The sequence below is a fragment of the Archangium sp. genome, from assembly GCF_057119385.1.
Genome location: NZ_DBNGVP010000043.1, coordinates 18,046 through 33,289, shown reverse-complemented (window position 1 = coordinate 33,289; position 15,244 = coordinate 18,046). Strand labels below are relative to the sequence as shown.

Below are 15,244 nucleotides of genomic sequence, written 5' to 3'. Positions count from 1 at the left end.
CCAAGCGGAATGGGGATGCCGTGAGGGTGTGCAGGGTCATGCGCCAGGAGAAGGCGTGCCTCCCTCGACACCTCTCCTGGCGAGCCTTGCGCATGCCCGCCCGCATGCCTCCCGAAGCCAAGCGACTTCCTGGGAGCGGGCGGGGCACCCAGGTGGGTGTCGCCCGACCTCTTCTCCGTGGCCGCCAGTGTGCTAGCAGCGGGCTCGAACGCCGTATGCGATCCCTGGAGGGGGAGTCAGCATGCGGCTTCTTCCTGGTGAGGACCAATGGGTCGGTCACGGACGGGACCTGTTTGATGGCCGCCAGCGATTACACCGTGTCGGGAGAGAACCGGGAGCGCGCCCAGATCGTCGTGAGTCTCTGCTACAGCTCGACGGCGACCTCCGCTTCGACCGGCTTCTACTTCACGCAGGGCAACTTCCTCTGCCACCAGGCCACCTTCCAGGACGCGGGGAAGGGGGCCTGACCTCCTGGGCTCGCGGAGTTCCCATCCACTCCGCGAGCCTTCTCCGTCGCTTTTTCAGGCCTCCTTGGCGATGCCGGCCGTGGGTACCGTCTCCTTGCCGCCGCTGAGCACGGAGCTGCCCGCGAACAGGCCCACACCCACCAGCGCCAGCGAGGCCGCCTCCGCGTAGGTGCCCAGCACCGAGCCGAGCAGCGTCATCATTCCCGCTCCCACCGCGAACATCCCGACCACCGCCCCCGCCGCCGCCTTGCGCATAGCCGCCGTCCACTCCTCGCTCGCCCGGGCCTTTCCCGCGCCCGGGTTCCGCGAGAGATGATTTCAAGCGGCGTGCCACGTCTTCCCCCGAGGAGATGGGAAAAGCCCTGACACGGTGTGGGAAATGCTTTTCCCTTTGTATGTGCCCTCGGGCGAGTGATCCGCATCCTCCCCACGGTGTGATGCCGGAATTTTTTCCCGGACATCCCTCCCTCTTCCTCAGGGGTGTAGCGCGTAACCCATGACGATCCGGGGACTTTGCCCGCCCGGGGGCTTTGGCACACCCGCTGCTAATGCCTCCCGCGAACATGTGAGCCCTGTCCTTTTGGGAGGCAGGGGACTTTGGGGAGAGGCGAGCGATGGGAAAGACGAGCGCGAGGTGGTGGGTGGTGCTGGGATTGCTCCTCCTGTCGGGGTGTGCCCACCGGGGCACGGCGCGGGTGGACAACTCGGACCAGCCGTACCGCATCGGCCGTGAGGACGTCCTCGATGTGGCGGTGTGGCGTGACGCGGATCTCTCGCGCACGTTGCCGGTGCGCCCGGATGGTTTCATCTCCCTGCCCATGGTGGGCGAGGTGAAGGCCGAGGGCCGCACCCCCAACGAGCTGGCCGATGAGATTCGCGAGGCCCTCAAGCCGTACGTGCAGGAGCCCCGCGTCACGGTGATCGTCCGCGAGGTGAACAGCAGCCGCGTCTTCATCACTGGCGAGGTGACGCACCCCGGCGCATACCCACTGCGCGGCCGGGTGTCCATCCTCCAGGCCATTGCCCTGGCGGGTGGCTTCACCGACTTCGCGGACCAGGACGCCATCGTCGTGCTGCGCCGCTCGGCGGCGCAGCAGGCCAACAAGGCGGAGGGCTCGGGCACGGGTGGCTCGGGTGACACGGAGGGCGCCACGCAGGGCGACTACATCTCCGTGAGCTACCGCGACCTGGTGGAGCAGCCGCAGAAGTACGAGCCGCTCATCCTGCGGCCCGGTGACACCATCATCGTGCCGTAGTGGAGACGAGGCACCGCGGGGCGTGGTCTGGGTGGGTGCGTGGGGATGGAGGGTGCCGTGAGGGTTTCCTGGAAGAGATGGTTGACGGCGGCGGCGGTCGTGGGGACCTCTCCGGCCGCGCTCGCGAGCACGGTGGTGGAGCCTCGGGCCCGGGTGTCGCTCGAGGAGCGCTACGACGACGACTTCCGGCTCAACGACGCCGGTGTGACGGGCGGTCAGATGATGACCAAGGTCACGCCGCGGATCGGGCTGGACGCGAAGGATCCGACGCTGAAGCTGGAGTGCTACTACGCGGCGGATCTGCTGATGCGGCATGGCAGTGGCCGGGTGACGTTGGATCACCGCAGCGGGCTGCTGGTGAACAAGCGGTTGTCGCGCCGCCTGCGGGTGGAGGTGTCCGGCAACATCTACCGGGTGACGGACCCGGCCTCGCTGCCGCGTGACAGCGTGGCCCGTTCGACGGACCCGGTGCTGTACGGCCAGTCGCGGGTGTACGCGTCGGGGCGGCTGAGCCGGGTGGTGGACGTGGGCGCCGGCTACGCGTTCGAGGGCGTGAGGGTGCAGGTTGCGGGCAGCGACGCCGGCTTCGTGCACACCCCGTTCGCGGAGCTGTGGCTGCGCACCACGCGGCGGTTGTCGCTGGGGGCGGAGTACCGCTACCAGGGCTTCGTCTTCGGCGACAACTTCCAGCAGGCGCACGGTGCCTTCGGTGCGCTGCGCTACCGGCTGTCGCGGCAGACGACGTTCACCGCCCGCGGTGGCCCGGTGTTCTTCACCGCCCAGGATGGGACCGGGGGAGTGATTCCCCGGGTGAAGCTGGAGCTGCTGCACGAGGCGGGGCCGTTCGACCTGGGCTTCGTCGCGGGGCACGACCTGGTGGGAGCCAGTGGCTTCACCAACGCGCTGTGGGCGGACTTCGCGGGCCTGGTGCTCAACCGGCACTTCAACGACCGGGTGTCCGTCTACGGCATGGCCAGCTTCTTCCGCAATGGACGCGCGCCAGGGGAGGGGGCCTTCACCTGGGATGGGGGGGCGCGGGTGGCCCAGGGCTACGCGCTGGGCGCGGGGCTCGAGTTCAAGATCAACCGGTATGTGTCGATGCAGACGGCCGTGGACCGTATCGCGCAGGTGGGGATGGACGAGGAAGTGGCGGCGGGAATGAACCTGACCCGGAACGTCGCGGCGGTCCGGCTGCACATGAAGGCTTGGTGACACGTGGAGCGAGGAGGAGGAGCGCACATGGAGCGTGGGATGACGGCAGACCAGGTGCTCAAGGCACTGTGGCGCCGGAAGGTGCTGGTCGGGGCCATCGTGCTGGGAGTGTTCGCGGTGGGAGCCGCCATCGTGTTGAGCCAGCCGAACGTGTACGAGGCGACGGCGGTGGTGCGCGTGCAGCACCAGCGCCCCGGAGAGGAGATGGTGCAGCGCACCGTCAGTGAGCTGGTGGAGCAGCGGCTGCTCACCGTCCGCCAGGAGCTCATGGCGCGGCCGGTGCTGCAGAAGGCCATCGAGGAGATGAACCTCTATCCGGACATCGTCTCGGACAAGGGCATGGAGGCGGCCGTCAACCGCATGCGCAAGGACATCACCGTGCGCGTGGAGGGGGAGAGCGCCTTCGAGCTGACGTACGCCAGCACGGATGCGGACGTGGCGGCGCGGGTGGCCAACCGGCTGCCGCAGCTCTTCGCGGAGGAGGCGCAGAAGTCCCGCCAGGAGCAGGCGGCGCGCGCCACCCAGCTCTTCGAGGACGAGGTGGTCGCGCTCTCCAAGAGCGTCACCGAGTGGGAGAAGAAGATCGCCCAGTTCAAGGTGGAGCACCAGGGTGAGCTGCCCGAGCAGCTGGAGATGAACATGCGCGGCCTGGAGCGCGTGGGCGCGCTGCTGCAGACGAAGTCCGAGGAGCTGCGCGTGGCCGAGGCCCGCCGCTCCGACCTGGCGCGGGCCCGCAACGCCGCGGACAGCGAGGCCGGCCGTCTCGAGGCCGCCGAGAGCACCCTCACCCAGGGCCTGGTGGCCGCCCGCTCCTCGTGGACGGCGGATCACCCCGAGGTGAAGCGCATCACCCAGGAGCTCAACACCCTGCGTGAGCGCCGCAAGGATGCCGAGAGCCGCCAGTTCGCCGAGCGCCAGGAGCGCGCCCGCGTGGCCGACCTCATCACCAACATCCAGAAGGAGATCGAGGGGCTGCACGTGCAGGCCAAGGAGTACCAGTCGCGCCTGGATCGCACCCCGCAGTGGGCGCACGCGCTGGGCGTGCTGAACCGGGACTACGAGATCGCCCGCACCAAGTACCAGAGCGTGGTGTCCCGCCGGGTGGAGGCGGAGCTGGCCCAGGAGCTCGAGGCCAAGAGCGCCGCGAGCCTCTTCAACACCATCTCCCCGGCCGGCGTGCCGGTGGCGGCGGCGAGGCCGGACCGGGTCAGCGGGTTGCTCATCGCCTTCCTGCTCGCCCTGGGCGTGGGCGTGCTCACCGGGGTGGTGATGGAGATGCGCGACGACAGCATCCGCGACACCCAGGAGCTGCGCGAGCGGCTGCCCCTCCCCGTGCTCGCGGTGGTCCCGAACATGCAAGGCAAGGCGGAGAAGCGGGTGCTGATGCCCGCCACGGGGAACCGCAATGGAGTGGTGACGTCGTCCACGAACGATTCGCCGCTCAACTAGGAGACTTCGGGTGAACAACGCGGAATCCGGGAGGAATGGAATGGAGCAGCAAATGGAACGGGCGGGGAATTTCCTTCCCCGGGTGGATGAATCGGCGGGCTCGCCCAACGCGGTGGACAGGCGGGTGGTGTCGCTGACGGCGCCGGCGTCGAGTGCGGCGGAGCAGTACCGCAGCCTCTACTACCGGCTGGAGCGGATGCGCGAGCTGCGTCCGCTCAAGGTGGTGGGGGTCACCTCGGCCATGCCCGGCGAGGGCAAGACGGTCACCACCGTCAACCTCGCCCTGGCGGCGGCCCGGGCGAATCCGGAGCGGCGCATCCTCCTCATCGACGCGGACCTGCGCCGCGGCCAGGTGGCGGACGTGCTCGGCATCAAGGGCCGGCCCGGCCTGACGGAGCTGCTCAACGGGGAGTGCGAGGTGCGCGAGCTGGTGCGCCGCTTCCACGCCACGCGCATGGCCGTCATCACCGCGGGCTCCACGCCCGAGGAGCCCACCCAGTCGCTGGCCAGCGGGAAGATGAAGCAGTTCCTCAAGGTGGTGCGCGAGCACTTCGACGAGGTCTACATGGACCTGCCGCCGACGCTGCCCTTCGCGGACTCGGCCATCCTGGGGCACCAGACGGACGGTCTGCTCATGGTGGTGCGCGCCAACGTCACCCCGGCCCGGGCCGTCAACCAGGCCGTGGAGCAGCTGGGCGGCGCGCCCATCCTGGGCTGCGTGCTCAACGGCGCGGAGATGAGCGACACGCCGTACCTGAAGAACTACGTCCGGAAGTAGCGGACGGTGCGGTCCACCCGGCCACGCGGGAGCGGTGCGTGGCCGGGTGTCGCGGGGCAGCACAGGGGGGATTGGGCGAGGCGGTCGGAGGGAGATACGTGCTTCGGGTTTTCCATCATTACTTTTCATCCAGGAAGCTGACGCTCTTCGTCATCGAGGGCGCCGCCATTGCCCTCGCGTGTGTGCTGGGGGCGGCGGCCTGCGCGAGGATGCTGGCGCCAGCGGACACCCATCTGGCCCTTCACCAGGCGATGCCGGGGTTGCTGCTGCTGGGGGCCACGTTCGTTCCCACCTTCCAGTTCTCGCTCTACCTGATGGATCTGTACAACCTGAAGGTGGCGGCGGAGGACCGGGGCCGGGGCGCGCGGTTGCTCAAGGCGGCGGGCGTCACGACGGCGGTGGTGGGCCTGTTGATGCTGGCGGTGCCGGCGGTGCTGCCGGTGCAGCTGCCGCCCGGGGCGCTGCTGGGCGGGGCCGTGGGCGCCCTGGTGGGGACGCTGCTGGTGCGCTCCTCGCTGCGCGCGGTGGTGGGGGTTCCCAGCCGCGTGCTCATCGTGGGGGATGGCCTCAAGGCGCGCTCGGTGGCCAACGCCATCGAGCAGGGCGGTGAGGGCAGCTTCCAGGTGGTGGCGCTGGTGGATCCGCGCGAGCCGCGGGCCAACGGAGAGCCGGCCGAGCCGGTGGACGTGATGGCCGAGCGGCTCGGGGCCGAGTTCGTGGTGCAGGCGGCGGACGACATGCGCGGGGCCAACTGGATGGAGGCGCTGCTGCGCTGCCGTCTGGCCGGGCGCCGGGTGTACGAGGCCGCCGGCTTCTGCGAGCGCGTGCTGCGCCGCTTCCCGGTGGCGCACCTGCGCACCAGCGACTTCGCCTTCGCGGACGAGCTGACGGTGTCGCGCCCCCGGCGGTGGGCCAAGCGTGTCTTCGACATCGCCGTGGCCTCGACGCTGCTCTTGTGCGCCGCGCCCTTCCTCCTGCTGGTGGCGGTGGCCATCAAGCTGGAGTCCAAGGGGCCGCTCTTCTACCGGCAGGAGCGCGTGGGGCTGCATGGCAGGACGTACTGGCTGTGGAAGTTCCGCAGCATGCGCACCGACGCGGAGAAGGACGGCGCGGTGTGGGCCCGGGCGAATGATGACCGTGTCACGCGGGTGGGCCGCTTCATCCGCAAGACGCGCATCGACGAGATTCCCCAGGTCTTCAACATCCTGACGGGAGACATGAGCTTCGTGGGGCCGCGGCCGGAGCGCCCCGTGTTCGTCGAGCAGCTCAAGCAGCAGATTCCCTTCTATGGGTTGCGTGAGGCGGTGAAGCCCGGCCTCACGGGGTGGGCGCAGATCCGCTACCCGTATGGGGCTTCGGTGGAGGACGCGCGCAACAAGCTGGAGTTCGACCTGTACTACGTGAAGAACGGCTCCCTGTTCCTGGACATGGGCATCATCTTCCACACCGTGCGGCACGTGTTGCTGGCGCGGGGAGCGCGGTAGGGCGGTACGGGCCGGAGTGGCTCGGGTCGGGTGGACACCGCCGGGGGGCCCGGCGGTGGTGGTGGGGATGGGCGTTGGAGGGATGGGACATGCTCGAGTCGTTGGAGTGGGAGGCGCGCGAGGAGCGCCGGACGGGCAACCGCAACGAGCTGTTGCAGGCGCTCGATGTCCGGCCGACGCGGATCGTCGCCATGGGGGGTGGGACGGGGTTGCCCATGGTGCTGCGCGGCCTGGCCCGGCGCGCGGATCCGAAGCTGGGAGACCCGGGTCTGGACATCACCGCCGTGGTGGCGATGAGTGATGACGGCGGCAGCTCCGGCCGGCTGCGGCGCACGCGGGGGACGCTGCCTCCCGGGGACGTGCGCAACTGCCTGGTGGCCCTGGCGGGCGGCAAGGGCAACAGCCCCCTGAGCGAGGTCTTCCAGTACCGCTTCGCGGGCAAGCGCGGGCTGGCGGGTCACGCGGTGGGCAACCTGCTGATCGCCGCGCTCGCCGAGCTCAAGGGCGACTTCCTGGAGGCGGTGCGCGTCTCGGGGGACTTGCTGGGCGTGAAGGGCCGGGTGCTGCCCAGCACCACCTCGCCGGTGCAGCTGGTGGCGCAGATGGAGGACGCCACCGAGGTGGTGGGCGAGCGCAACATCAGCCGCGCCCACGGCCGCATCCGCAAGGTGCTGCTCAGCCCGCGCTCGCCGCCCCCGGTGGACGGGTTGATCGAATCCATCCGCACCGCGGACCTCATCGCCATCGGGCCGGGCTCGCTGTACTCGAGCGTGATGCCCAACCTGCTGGTGGACGGGGTGGCCCAGGCGCTGTGCGAGACGCGGGCGCTGAAGGTGATGGTGGCCAACCTGATGACGCAGCCGGGGGAGACGGACGGCATGGACTGCCTGGACCACGTGCGCGCCGTCATCGACCACGTGGGCCCGGTGCTGGACGCGGTGCTGATCAACGGCGCCCTGCCGTCCGAGGAGGCCGCGAAGCGCTACGCCCTCAAGGGGCAGTTCCCCGTCCGGGTGGATCGCCGCGCCCTCATCAGCGCGGGCGTCGTGCCGGTGGAGGCGGACCTCCTCAAGGAGGGCCCGCGCGTCCGTCACGACAGCCGCAAGGTGGCGCGCTGCCTGCTGAAGATGGCGCGCTCCGGGCTGTAGGCGAGGGCTCCTCCCGGGGGAGCCGCCCGCTCAGGCCGCCTGCTCCTTGACGGCGGCCGGGGCGTAGGGCGGCTCCGGCTTGCGCTCCCGCGTGGCGGCGGTGGGCTGGGAGGTGAGGACCTTCAGCGCCAGGCGCGGCGAGAAGAGGGCCGTGGGGGGCTCGATCATCTGCATCACCCGCACGAAGGTGAGCAGCGCCTCCTCGTCGGAGCACGCGAGCCGCTGGAAGCGGTCGCCGTACCAGTTCGTCAGGGCGAACGCGGGAGGCCGCTTGCCCGCCACCTGGGGGAAGCGCAGGTCCCCGGTCGTCGCCATGACCCAGGGCGCTTCCAGGAGCTGGCCCACCTGCCGGCGGTAGCGCTGCACCACGCTGTCCAGGCCCTGGCTCAGGCACTGGCCCAGGGTCCGCGCCTGCAGCGCGCCCGTGGTCATGCCCTGGCCGTAGATGGGGTTGAAGGAGCAGAACGCATCTCCCACGGGCGCCAGGCCCTCCGGGAAGCGGGGCATGCGCTCGTAGTGGCGCCGCTGGTTGTGGGAGTAGCGGAAGACGTTGATGGGCCCGAGCGGCTCGGCGCGCTGGAGCACCTCGTACAGGTGGGGCTGCGCCAGGGTCCGGGTGAACTCGACGTAGCCGGCATCATCCAGCGGCGGTTGCACGCCATGCCAGCCGCCGAGCAGCAGCAGCATCTGGTCGTTCTCGATGGTGGAGAGCACGGCCATCCGCGGCTCGGTGGGCAGCTGGGGCGCGAGGGTCATCATCTTCCAGTCCGCCACCAGGTCCGGAGGCCGCCGGAAGAGCCGGCTGGCGTAGACCACGTCGACCTGGATGTGCGTCTCCTCCACGCGCGGGTAGCCCAGGGCCTCCAGCCACTGGGGCGTGCGCGAGCCGCGGCCACTGGCGTCCACCACCAGCTCGGCCTCGAGCGTCTCCTCCTGGCCTCCGCCGGGGACGCGCAGGTGGACTCCCGTGACGCGGCCCTTGTCCGCGCTCGTCTGGAAGCCCGTCACCTCGCGGCCATCGCGCACGGTCACGTTGGGCAGGGCCAGGAGCCGCTTGCGGATGATCCACTCGAGCAGCGGCCGGCTCTGCGCGTAGAAGTGCAGGCCGCACCGGAGCCTGGGGCGCCAGAAGCCGCCCATGAACCAGGCATGATCGCCGGTGAAGTCGACGAAGCGGGAGCCGGCGGCCTGGAGCTCCTCGCGGAAGCCGGGGAAGACCTCGCACAGGGCGTTCATGCCGGGCGTGAGCAGGCCGTGGACGTGGGCCCCCTGGGGGACGCCCTTGCGCAGCTGGGGGCTGTTCTCCAGGCGGTCGCGCTCCACCAGGGTGACGCGCTCGAAGTGGCGGGACAGGACGCCCGCGGCGATCAACCCGGCCGTGCTGCCGCCATAGACGAGGGCGTGCTTGCCGGCAGGCGGGGGGGAGAGGGGAGTCGCAGTGCTCATGAGGACCTCGGTGCCGCGGATGAGGGCCTGGAGCGTAGGCGACAACCCGCCTGAACGTCGAACACCTGACAGCCTGCCTGCCCGGAGCGACCGGTTCCCACCATGTGTGCTCGTACCCGGGGGCCAGAGGGAAATGCCGCGCGTGGGTTGTGGGCGGGCGCGTCCGTTACCACCTTCCGGCGCACGCGGACCCTTGGGGCTCCGCGCCGTCAGGAGCCGGATACATTCACATGGAAGCCAGACAGCTCTCCCCCGCGCCGGGCGTCATCGAGGTGCCGGATCGGACCGCCTTCATGGCGCTCGAGCCCGAGTGGAACGCGCTCGTGGAGTCCACGGCCGATGAGCCCTTCTACCGTCACGAGTTCATCCGGGTGTGGGTGGACAACTTCGCCCCGGAGTCTCGGCCGCGGGTGCTGACGCTGCGCGACGAGGCGGGGCGGCTGAGCGCCGTGCTGCCGCTGATGGCGGGGCGGGCGTCGATGTATGGGGTGCCGGTGCGGCAGCTGAGCGCCACGGCCAATACCCACTCGTGCCGCTTCGACGTGGTGGCGCGCGAGCCCGGGGCCGCCGCGGAGGCGTTCTTCTCGCACCTGCGCGCGGACAAGAGTTGGGACGTGCTGCTGCTCACGGACGTGCCCGAGGGTGGGGCCGGCTGGTCGCTCCATGAGGCGGCGAAGTCGGCGGGGCTGTCGGTGGGGACGTGGGAGTCGCTGCAGTCGCCCTACATCCCGCTGCCGGGCTCGTGGGAGGCGTACCAGCAGACGCTGCAGTCCAAGTTCAAGGCCAACTGCCGCCGCCGGCGCCGCAAGCTGGAGGAGAAGGGCCGCGTCACGGTGGAGCGGGTGGAGGGCGGGCTGGAGCTGGAGGCGAAGCTGGAGGAGGGCTTCGCGCTGGAGGCGAGCGGCTGGAAGGGCCAGCGCGGGACGGCGATGGCGCAGGACACGCGGACGCGGGGCTTCTACTCGGAGCTGGCGCGCACGGCGGGGTACGCGGGCCGGCTGGCGCTGTATTACATGCGGCTGGACGGGCGCGCGGTGGCCTTCCAGTACGCGCTGGAGTACGGCGGGCGCTACTTCCTGCTGAAGCCTGGCTACGACGAGTCGCTGGGAGATTGCAGCCCGGGCCAGCTCCTGATGGAGGACGTGCTGCGCGACTGCATCTCGCGGGGCCTGCGCGAGTTCGACTTCCTGGGGCCGGACATGGTGTGGAAGCGCGACTGGACGGACAAGGTGCGCCGCCACACGTGGCTCTACGTCTTCAACGACACGGCATTGGGCCGCGCGATGTGCGCGGCGAAGTTCCGCTGGGCCCCGGTGGCCAGGGAGGTGGTGGCGAAATGGAAGCGCTGAAGACCACGAAGTTGTTCGTCCCCGCCCTGCCGACGTTGTGGCCGGGCATGCTGCTGGGCCGCGGTGAGCCGAGCGGCTTCATGCCCTTCAGCGCGCCCAACGTCCGCTGGTTCTACTTCGCCCGCAACGCCGTGTGGCTGACGGTGAAGATGCTGGGGTTGGACAAGGGCGAGGTGTTGATGCCGGCCTACCACCACGGCGTGGAGGTGGAGGCGGTGGCGGACGCGGGGGCCACGCCGCGCTTCTACCGGGTGGGCAGCCGGTGGGACGTGGACGTGGAGGACGTGGAGCGGCGCATCGGGCCGAACACGAAGGCGCTCTACCTCACGCACTACGCGGGCTTCCCCGGCCCGGCCGAGGAGATGCGGCGGATCGCGGACAAGCACGGGCTGCCGCTCATCGAGGACTGCGCGCTGTCGCTGCTGAGCGCGGATGGCTCGGTGCAGCTGGGGACGACGGGGGACATTGGCATCTTCTGCCTGTACAAGACGCTGCCGCTGCCGCACGGCGGGGCGCTCGTCGTCAACGGCCCGAGACAGTACAGCCTGCCCGAGCCGCCCACGCCGCCCTTCACGTCCACGCTGAGCCACACGCTCTCCGCGCTGCTGCAGAACCTGGAGCTGCGCGGGGGCCGGTTCGGGCGCGGGGTGCGCAGCTTCATCCGGAGCCTGGGCAAGGGCGCGGTGAAGGCGGCGGACATCCAGCGGGTGGCCACGGGCACGCAGCACTTCGACCGGCGGCACGTGGACCTGGGGATGAGCCCGTTCGCGAAGCGGATCGCCCAGGCGCAGGATCTGGAGGCGATCGTCGAGCGGAGGCGGCGCAACTACTTCTTCCTGCTGGGGCGGCTGAGGGACGTGTCGCCGCCGCTGTTCAACCAGCTGCCGGCGGGGGTGAGCCCGCTCTTCTACCCGCTGGTGGTGGAGGACAAGGCGGAGGTGCTGGCGAGGCTGCACGCGCGGGGGATCGAGGCCATCGACTTCTGGAGGCACATGCACCCGGCGTGCGACGCCTCGGCCTTCCCCGAGGTGATGCAGTTGAGGCGGAGCATCGTGGAGATTCCGTGCCACCAGGATCTCTCGCCGGAGGTGATGGCGGAGGTGGCGCTGGCGGTGAGGGGAGCGCTGACGCAGGACCGGCGCACCCGCAAGCACGCGGGCTGATCCACCCATCCGTCCCTGAAACCCATCCCAGACGTCCCTCCCTCCCACGAGGTCGAACCGTGATCCACGAAGCGGAACTGTCACCCACTCCGAGCCCGGCGCGATGGCTGGAGGTGGGCACCGTACGGGAGCTGTCCCAGCTGGCGAGCCTGAGAAGCACGTGGAGCGAGCTGCTCGACGCGAGCAACGCGGGTCCGTTCAACGCGTGGGAGTGGCTGTATCCGTGGTGCCGGCGGATCGGCGCGGACCGCAAACCCTTCGTGTTGCAGGCGAAGGATCGGACGGGGGCGCTGGTGGGGCTGATGCCGCTGGGCTTCGAGTACCACTGGATGCTGGGGAGGCCGGTGAGGCGGCTGGCGTTCCTGGGCGAGACGCACGTGGGCAGCGACTACCTGGACGTGGTCGCGCGGAGGGGCCGCGAGGAAGAAGTGGCGCGTGTCTTCGCCGAGGTCCTGTGGGAGCTGAGGGATCAGTGGGACGTGCTGGACCTGACGGACCTGCGCGAGGACTCGGTGACGGTGCGGGTGCTGCGGGAGACGTTCGAGAAGTACCGGGCGGACCTGCGGATGTCCACGCGGTACGTGTGCCCGTACGAGTCGTTGCCGAAGGGCGAGACCTTCGATGGCTTTCTGAAGCGGACGAGCCGGCGGGACAACTTCCTGCGGCGGAAGAAGTGGCTGGAGAAGCAGGAGGGCTACCGCATCGAGAAGACGGAGGCGCCTGGGGCGCTGGCGGGGCCGCTGACGGACTTCTTCCGGCTGCACTCGGCGCGGTGGGAGTCGGACGGGGGCTCGCAGGGCATTCGAGGGAAGGGCGTGGAGTCCTTCCACCGTGACGCGACGCAGCTGCTGGCGGAGCGGGGGCGGCTGCGCCTGTACACGATGAAGGTGGGAGGCCAGGCGGTGGCCTCGGTGTACGGCATCCTGCACCGGGACACGTTCGTCTACTTCCAGTCCGGCTATGATCCGGCGTGGCGCAACCGGAGCGTGGGCCTGGTGCTGGTGGGCGAGACGTTCAAGGACGCCATCGAGGCGGGGCTCACCGAGTACGACTTCCTGCGCGGCACCGAGTCCTACAAGTCCGACTGGACGACGCAGCAGCGGCGCACGGTGTCGGTGCGCGTGCTGTCGCCCGGTGGGGCAGGGGAGTGGCTGGTGCGGCGCGAGGAGGCCATGAGGCAGGTGCGCGAGGTGGCCAGGCGCGTGCTGCCGCGGGACATGGTCGAGCGGGTGCGCCGGTTGCGGCGCAAGCTCTCCGCGGTCCGCGGTTGAGCCCTCGAGCCAGCCAGGAGTAGCCGACACGCTTCTCCAGGGCGTGCAGGGACTGGTGCTTCACAGTTCGACAGCGTGGCAACGCGGTACGCCACGCGAAGGCCCAGTCCATCGCCGTGTCCCTGGCCTATGACGCGCACGGTTTGAGCCTGTGCGTGAGGGATGACGGCTGGGGCCTGGAGCCCCTCTATGCCAACCACCAGGGCAAGCCGGGCCGCTACGGCATCAAGGGCATGTTCGAGCGCGCCAGGCGCCTGGGGGGAGCGCTGCGGATGAGCAGCGCGCCGGAGGGCGGCACGGAGGTGGACGTGAGGATCCAGGCGGCCTCCGCCTACGTGGAAACCGCATCCAACCCGTTGCTCCGGTGGATGAAACGGCTCGAGGCCGCCAGGCACGGGTGACCCGCACTTCGAGTGATCCAACCGCATCCGGAAAACTCAAGGGAGAGCGGTATTCATTGCGTTCCCTTCACGTTCTCTATGATGGCGGCCGTTTGGACGAGGGGGGATCCATGACATTGAGGTGCACATGGGCGGATTGACCGGGTTGTATCGAGTGCTGTGCGGGCTCGTGGTGGCCGTGTGGGTGGGAGCGGGAACCGCGAGGGCCTCGACGCCGTTCCAGCGGGGCATGGTGAGCATCACGCTGGATGATGGCTGGCCGTCGCAGTTCACGGGCGCGCGCCCGGCGCTCAACGCGCGTGGCATCCCCGCCACGTACTTCCTGGTCACCGAGGGCATCCGCAACGGGTGGCTCGGCTACATGACGGTGCCGCAAATCCAGACGCTCATCGCCGAGGGCAACGAGATCGGCGCCCACACGATGATGCACCGGGATCTCACCACCCTGTCCGCCACGGAGGTGGAGACCGAGCTGCGCGACTCGCAGGCGTGGCTGAAGACGCAGTTCGGCCTGGCGGCGGTGCCCTCGTTCGCCTCGCCCTACGGCGCCTACAACGCGGGCGTGCTGGCCACCGTGCAGAAGTACTACGGCAGCCACCGCACGGTGAACGGCGGGCAGAACTTCAAGGACTCGAACATCCTCCAGCTCCGCGCCTACGACGTGCACAGCGCCGTCACCGTGGACACCGTGCGCGGGTGGATCGACAGCGCCGCCGCCGATGGCAGCTGGCTCATCCTCACCTTCCACCAGTTCGTGAGCGGCACGCCCACCCAGTCGATGGAGATCAACCAGGCCAACTTCGAGGCCATCCTCGACTACCTCCAGACGAAGAATCTCCAGCCCGTCACCGTCGCGCAGGGCGTGGCGCTGATGGATGGACTGACGGGAGACACCTCGGGCAACGCGACCGTCTATGACGACGCCCCGGGCGATGGCTTCGCGGACTGGAGCTATGCCACGCACAACCTCGCCGACCGCACGGTGGTGCACAGCGGCCTGACGTCCATCTCCGCCGAGCTCGATGGCTGGAATGCCCTCTTCCTGCACCACAACACGGGGCTCGCCGCGAACCAGTTCTCGGCCCTCGAGCTGTGGGTGAACGGCGGCACCTCGGGTGGCCAGGGCGTGCGGCTGGTGTTCTACGATGGCTCGCGGTTGCTCGGCTCGGTGCGGCTGGACGCGGTGCTGGGCCACCCCATTTTGGCGGGCACATGGCAGCAGGTCACCGTTCCGCTGAGCACCGTGGGCCTGTCCACCGGCACCGTGCGCGACATCTACCTCCAGGACGACACGGGCGGAGACCAGGCCACCGTGTACTTCGACGACATCCGGCTGTTGAAGGCCGGCACGACCACGCCGCCTCCGCCGCCTGCGGCCTTCTCGCTCTACGCGGATGGCCTCGGCGCCGGCTTCGATGACTGGAGCTGGGCCACGCACGACCTCTACTCGAGCGGCACCGTCCACGCGGGCACGTCCGCCCTCTCCGTCGAGCTGGACAGCTGGTCGTCCCTCTACTTCCACACCAGCGCGGGCGTGGACCTGAGCCGCTACAAGACCCTCTCGATGTGGGTGCACGGTGGCACCTCGGGCGGGCAGATCGCGCGAATCATCTTCAGCGACGGCTCGAGCTTCCTCGGGGAGATCCGCCTGGACCAGGCGCTGGGCCACCCCATCCAGCCGGGTACGTGGGAGCGGATCGTCCTCCCGTTCAGCGCGCTGGGGGTGAGCAACGGTACGCTCCGCGAGGTCTACATCCAGGATCAGTCGGGCGTCGATCAGGGCACGCTCTACCTCGACGACGTGCAACTGCTCCCCTGAG

Annotated in this window: 13 protein-coding genes and 1 pseudogene; 12 read left to right on the top strand and 2 right to left on the bottom strand. The window is 69.9% G+C overall.

Translation table 11 applies throughout. The features are described 5' to 3' along the window. Nucleotides 1-296: 296 nt before the first annotated feature. Nucleotides 297-467: a hypothetical protein gene (locus AC16DP_RS09950; RefSeq protein WP_329731029.1), complete on the top strand. Its 171-nt coding sequence runs from the start codon at nt 297-299 to the stop codon at nt 465-467. A gap of 54 nt (nt 468-521) precedes the next feature. On the opposite strand, the gene AC16DP_RS09945 is transcribed toward AC16DP_RS09950, so the two are convergent. Continuing rightward, a complete protein-coding gene (locus tag AC16DP_RS09945; protein ID WP_329731028.1) occupies nt 522-722 on the bottom strand; it encodes a hypothetical protein in 201 nt (66 codons plus the stop codon). 359 nt (nt 723-1,081) lie between these two features. Between AC16DP_RS09945 and AC16DP_RS09940 the strand changes: the two genes are divergently transcribed. From AC16DP_RS09940 to AC16DP_RS09915, 6 genes are all read left to right on the top strand, one after another. Continuing rightward, the gene (locus AC16DP_RS09940; protein ID WP_329731027.1) at nt 1,082-1,723 is read left to right on the top strand and encodes a polysaccharide biosynthesis/export family protein; all 642 of its coding nucleotides are present in this window, start codon (nt 1,082-1,084) and stop codon (nt 1,721-1,723) included. 57 nt (nt 1,724-1,780) lie between these two features. Further along, nucleotides 1,781-2,935 carry a hypothetical protein gene (locus AC16DP_RS09935; protein WP_329731026.1) on the top strand — a complete coding sequence of 385 codons (1,155 nt, stop codon included), beginning with the start codon at nt 1,781-1,783 and terminating at the stop codon, nt 2,933-2,935. Nucleotides 2,936-2,962: 27 nt separating this feature from the next. Beyond that, nucleotides 2,963-4,384, top strand: coding sequence for a GumC family protein (locus tag AC16DP_RS09930; RefSeq protein WP_329731025.1), 1,422 nt, complete (start codon nt 2,963-2,965; stop codon nt 4,382-4,384). A gap of 40 nt (nt 4,385-4,424) precedes the next feature. Then, entirely contained in the window at nt 4,425-5,162 is a 738-nt protein-coding gene (locus tag AC16DP_RS09925) for a CpsD/CapB family tyrosine-protein kinase (protein WP_329731024.1), read from the top strand. A 98-nt stretch (nt 5,163-5,260) separates the two neighbouring features. After that, the gene (locus AC16DP_RS09920; protein ID WP_329731023.1) at nt 5,261-6,646 is read left to right on the top strand and encodes a sugar transferase; all 1,386 of its coding nucleotides are present in this window, start codon (nt 5,261-5,263) and stop codon (nt 6,644-6,646) included. 89 nt (nt 6,647-6,735) lie between these two features. Beyond that, the gene (locus AC16DP_RS09915) at nt 6,736-7,794 is read left to right on the top strand and encodes a gluconeogenesis factor YvcK family protein (protein ID WP_329731022.1); all 1,059 of its coding nucleotides are present in this window, start codon (nt 6,736-6,738) and stop codon (nt 7,792-7,794) included. A gap of 30 nt (nt 7,795-7,824) precedes the next feature. Here AC16DP_RS09915 and AC16DP_RS09910 read toward each other — a convergent pair whose 3' ends face one another. Further along, nucleotides 7,825-9,240, bottom strand: coding sequence for an FAD-dependent oxidoreductase (locus AC16DP_RS09910; RefSeq protein ID WP_329731021.1), 1,416 nt, complete (start codon nt 9,238-9,240; stop codon nt 7,825-7,827). A 230-nt stretch (nt 9,241-9,470) separates the two neighbouring features. On the opposite strand from AC16DP_RS09910, the gene AC16DP_RS09905 reads away from it, so the two are divergent. From AC16DP_RS09905 to AC16DP_RS09885, 5 genes and pseudogenes are all read left to right on the top strand, one after another. Beyond that, nucleotides 9,471-10,589: a GNAT family N-acetyltransferase gene (locus AC16DP_RS09905; RefSeq protein ID WP_329731020.1), complete on the top strand. Its 1,119-nt coding sequence runs from the start codon at nt 9,471-9,473 to the stop codon at nt 10,587-10,589. Continuing rightward, nucleotides 10,577-11,752: a DegT/DnrJ/EryC1/StrS family aminotransferase gene (locus tag AC16DP_RS09900; RefSeq protein WP_329731019.1), complete on the top strand. Its 1,176-nt coding sequence runs from the start codon at nt 10,577-10,579 to the stop codon at nt 11,750-11,752. Before AC16DP_RS09905 ends, AC16DP_RS09900 begins: the two co-directional genes overlap by 13 nt. A 59-nt stretch (nt 11,753-11,811) precedes the next feature. Next, nucleotides 11,812-13,023, top strand: a complete 1,212-nt coding sequence (locus AC16DP_RS09895; protein ID WP_329731018.1) for a GNAT family N-acetyltransferase — start codon at nt 11,812-11,814, stop codon at nt 13,021-13,023. 89 nt (nt 13,024-13,112) lie between these two features. Beyond that, nucleotides 13,113-13,424, top strand: a pseudogene (locus tag AC16DP_RS09890) (sensor histidine kinase); the annotation flags it as partial. Between the two features lie 127 nt (nt 13,425-13,551). Continuing rightward, complete coding sequence (locus AC16DP_RS09885; protein WP_329731017.1) at nt 13,552-15,243, top strand: polysaccharide deacetylase family protein; 1,692 nt, start codon at nt 13,552-13,554, stop codon at nt 15,241-15,243. Nucleotide 15,244 lies beyond the last annotated feature (1 nt).

Excerpts from the sequence above, each read along its gene's own strand:
- AC16DP_RS09900 (WP_329731019.1), top strand. The coding sequence starts at position 10,577 with ATGGAAGCGCTGAAGACCACGAAGTTGTTCGTCCCCGCCCTGCCGACG.
- AC16DP_RS09915 (WP_329731022.1), top strand. The coding sequence starts at position 6,736 with ATGCTCGAGTCGTTGGAGTGGGAGGCGCGCGAGGAGCGCCGGACGGGC.
- AC16DP_RS09885 (WP_329731017.1), top strand. The coding sequence starts at position 13,552 with ATGGGCGGATTGACCGGGTTGTATCGAGTGCTGTGCGGGCTCGTGGTG.
- AC16DP_RS09910 (WP_329731021.1), bottom strand. The coding sequence starts at position 9,240 with ATGAGCACTGCGACTCCCCTCTCCCCCCCGCCTGCCGGCAAGCACGCC.
- AC16DP_RS09930 (WP_329731025.1), top strand. The coding sequence starts at position 2,963 with ATGGAGCGTGGGATGACGGCAGACCAGGTGCTCAAGGCACTGTGGCGC.
- AC16DP_RS09925 (WP_329731024.1), top strand. The coding sequence starts at position 4,425 with ATGGAGCAGCAAATGGAACGGGCGGGGAATTTCCTTCCCCGGGTGGAT.
- AC16DP_RS09945 (WP_329731028.1), bottom strand. The coding sequence starts at position 722 with ATGCGCAAGGCGGCGGCGGGGGCGGTGGTCGGGATGTTCGCGGTGGGA.
- AC16DP_RS09940 (WP_329731027.1), top strand. The coding sequence starts at position 1,082 with ATGGGAAAGACGAGCGCGAGGTGGTGGGTGGTGCTGGGATTGCTCCTC.
- AC16DP_RS09950 (WP_329731029.1), top strand. The coding sequence starts at position 297 with ATGGCCGCCAGCGATTACACCGTGTCGGGAGAGAACCGGGAGCGCGCC.
- AC16DP_RS09905 (WP_329731020.1), top strand. The coding sequence starts at position 9,471 with ATGGAAGCCAGACAGCTCTCCCCCGCGCCGGGCGTCATCGAGGTGCCG.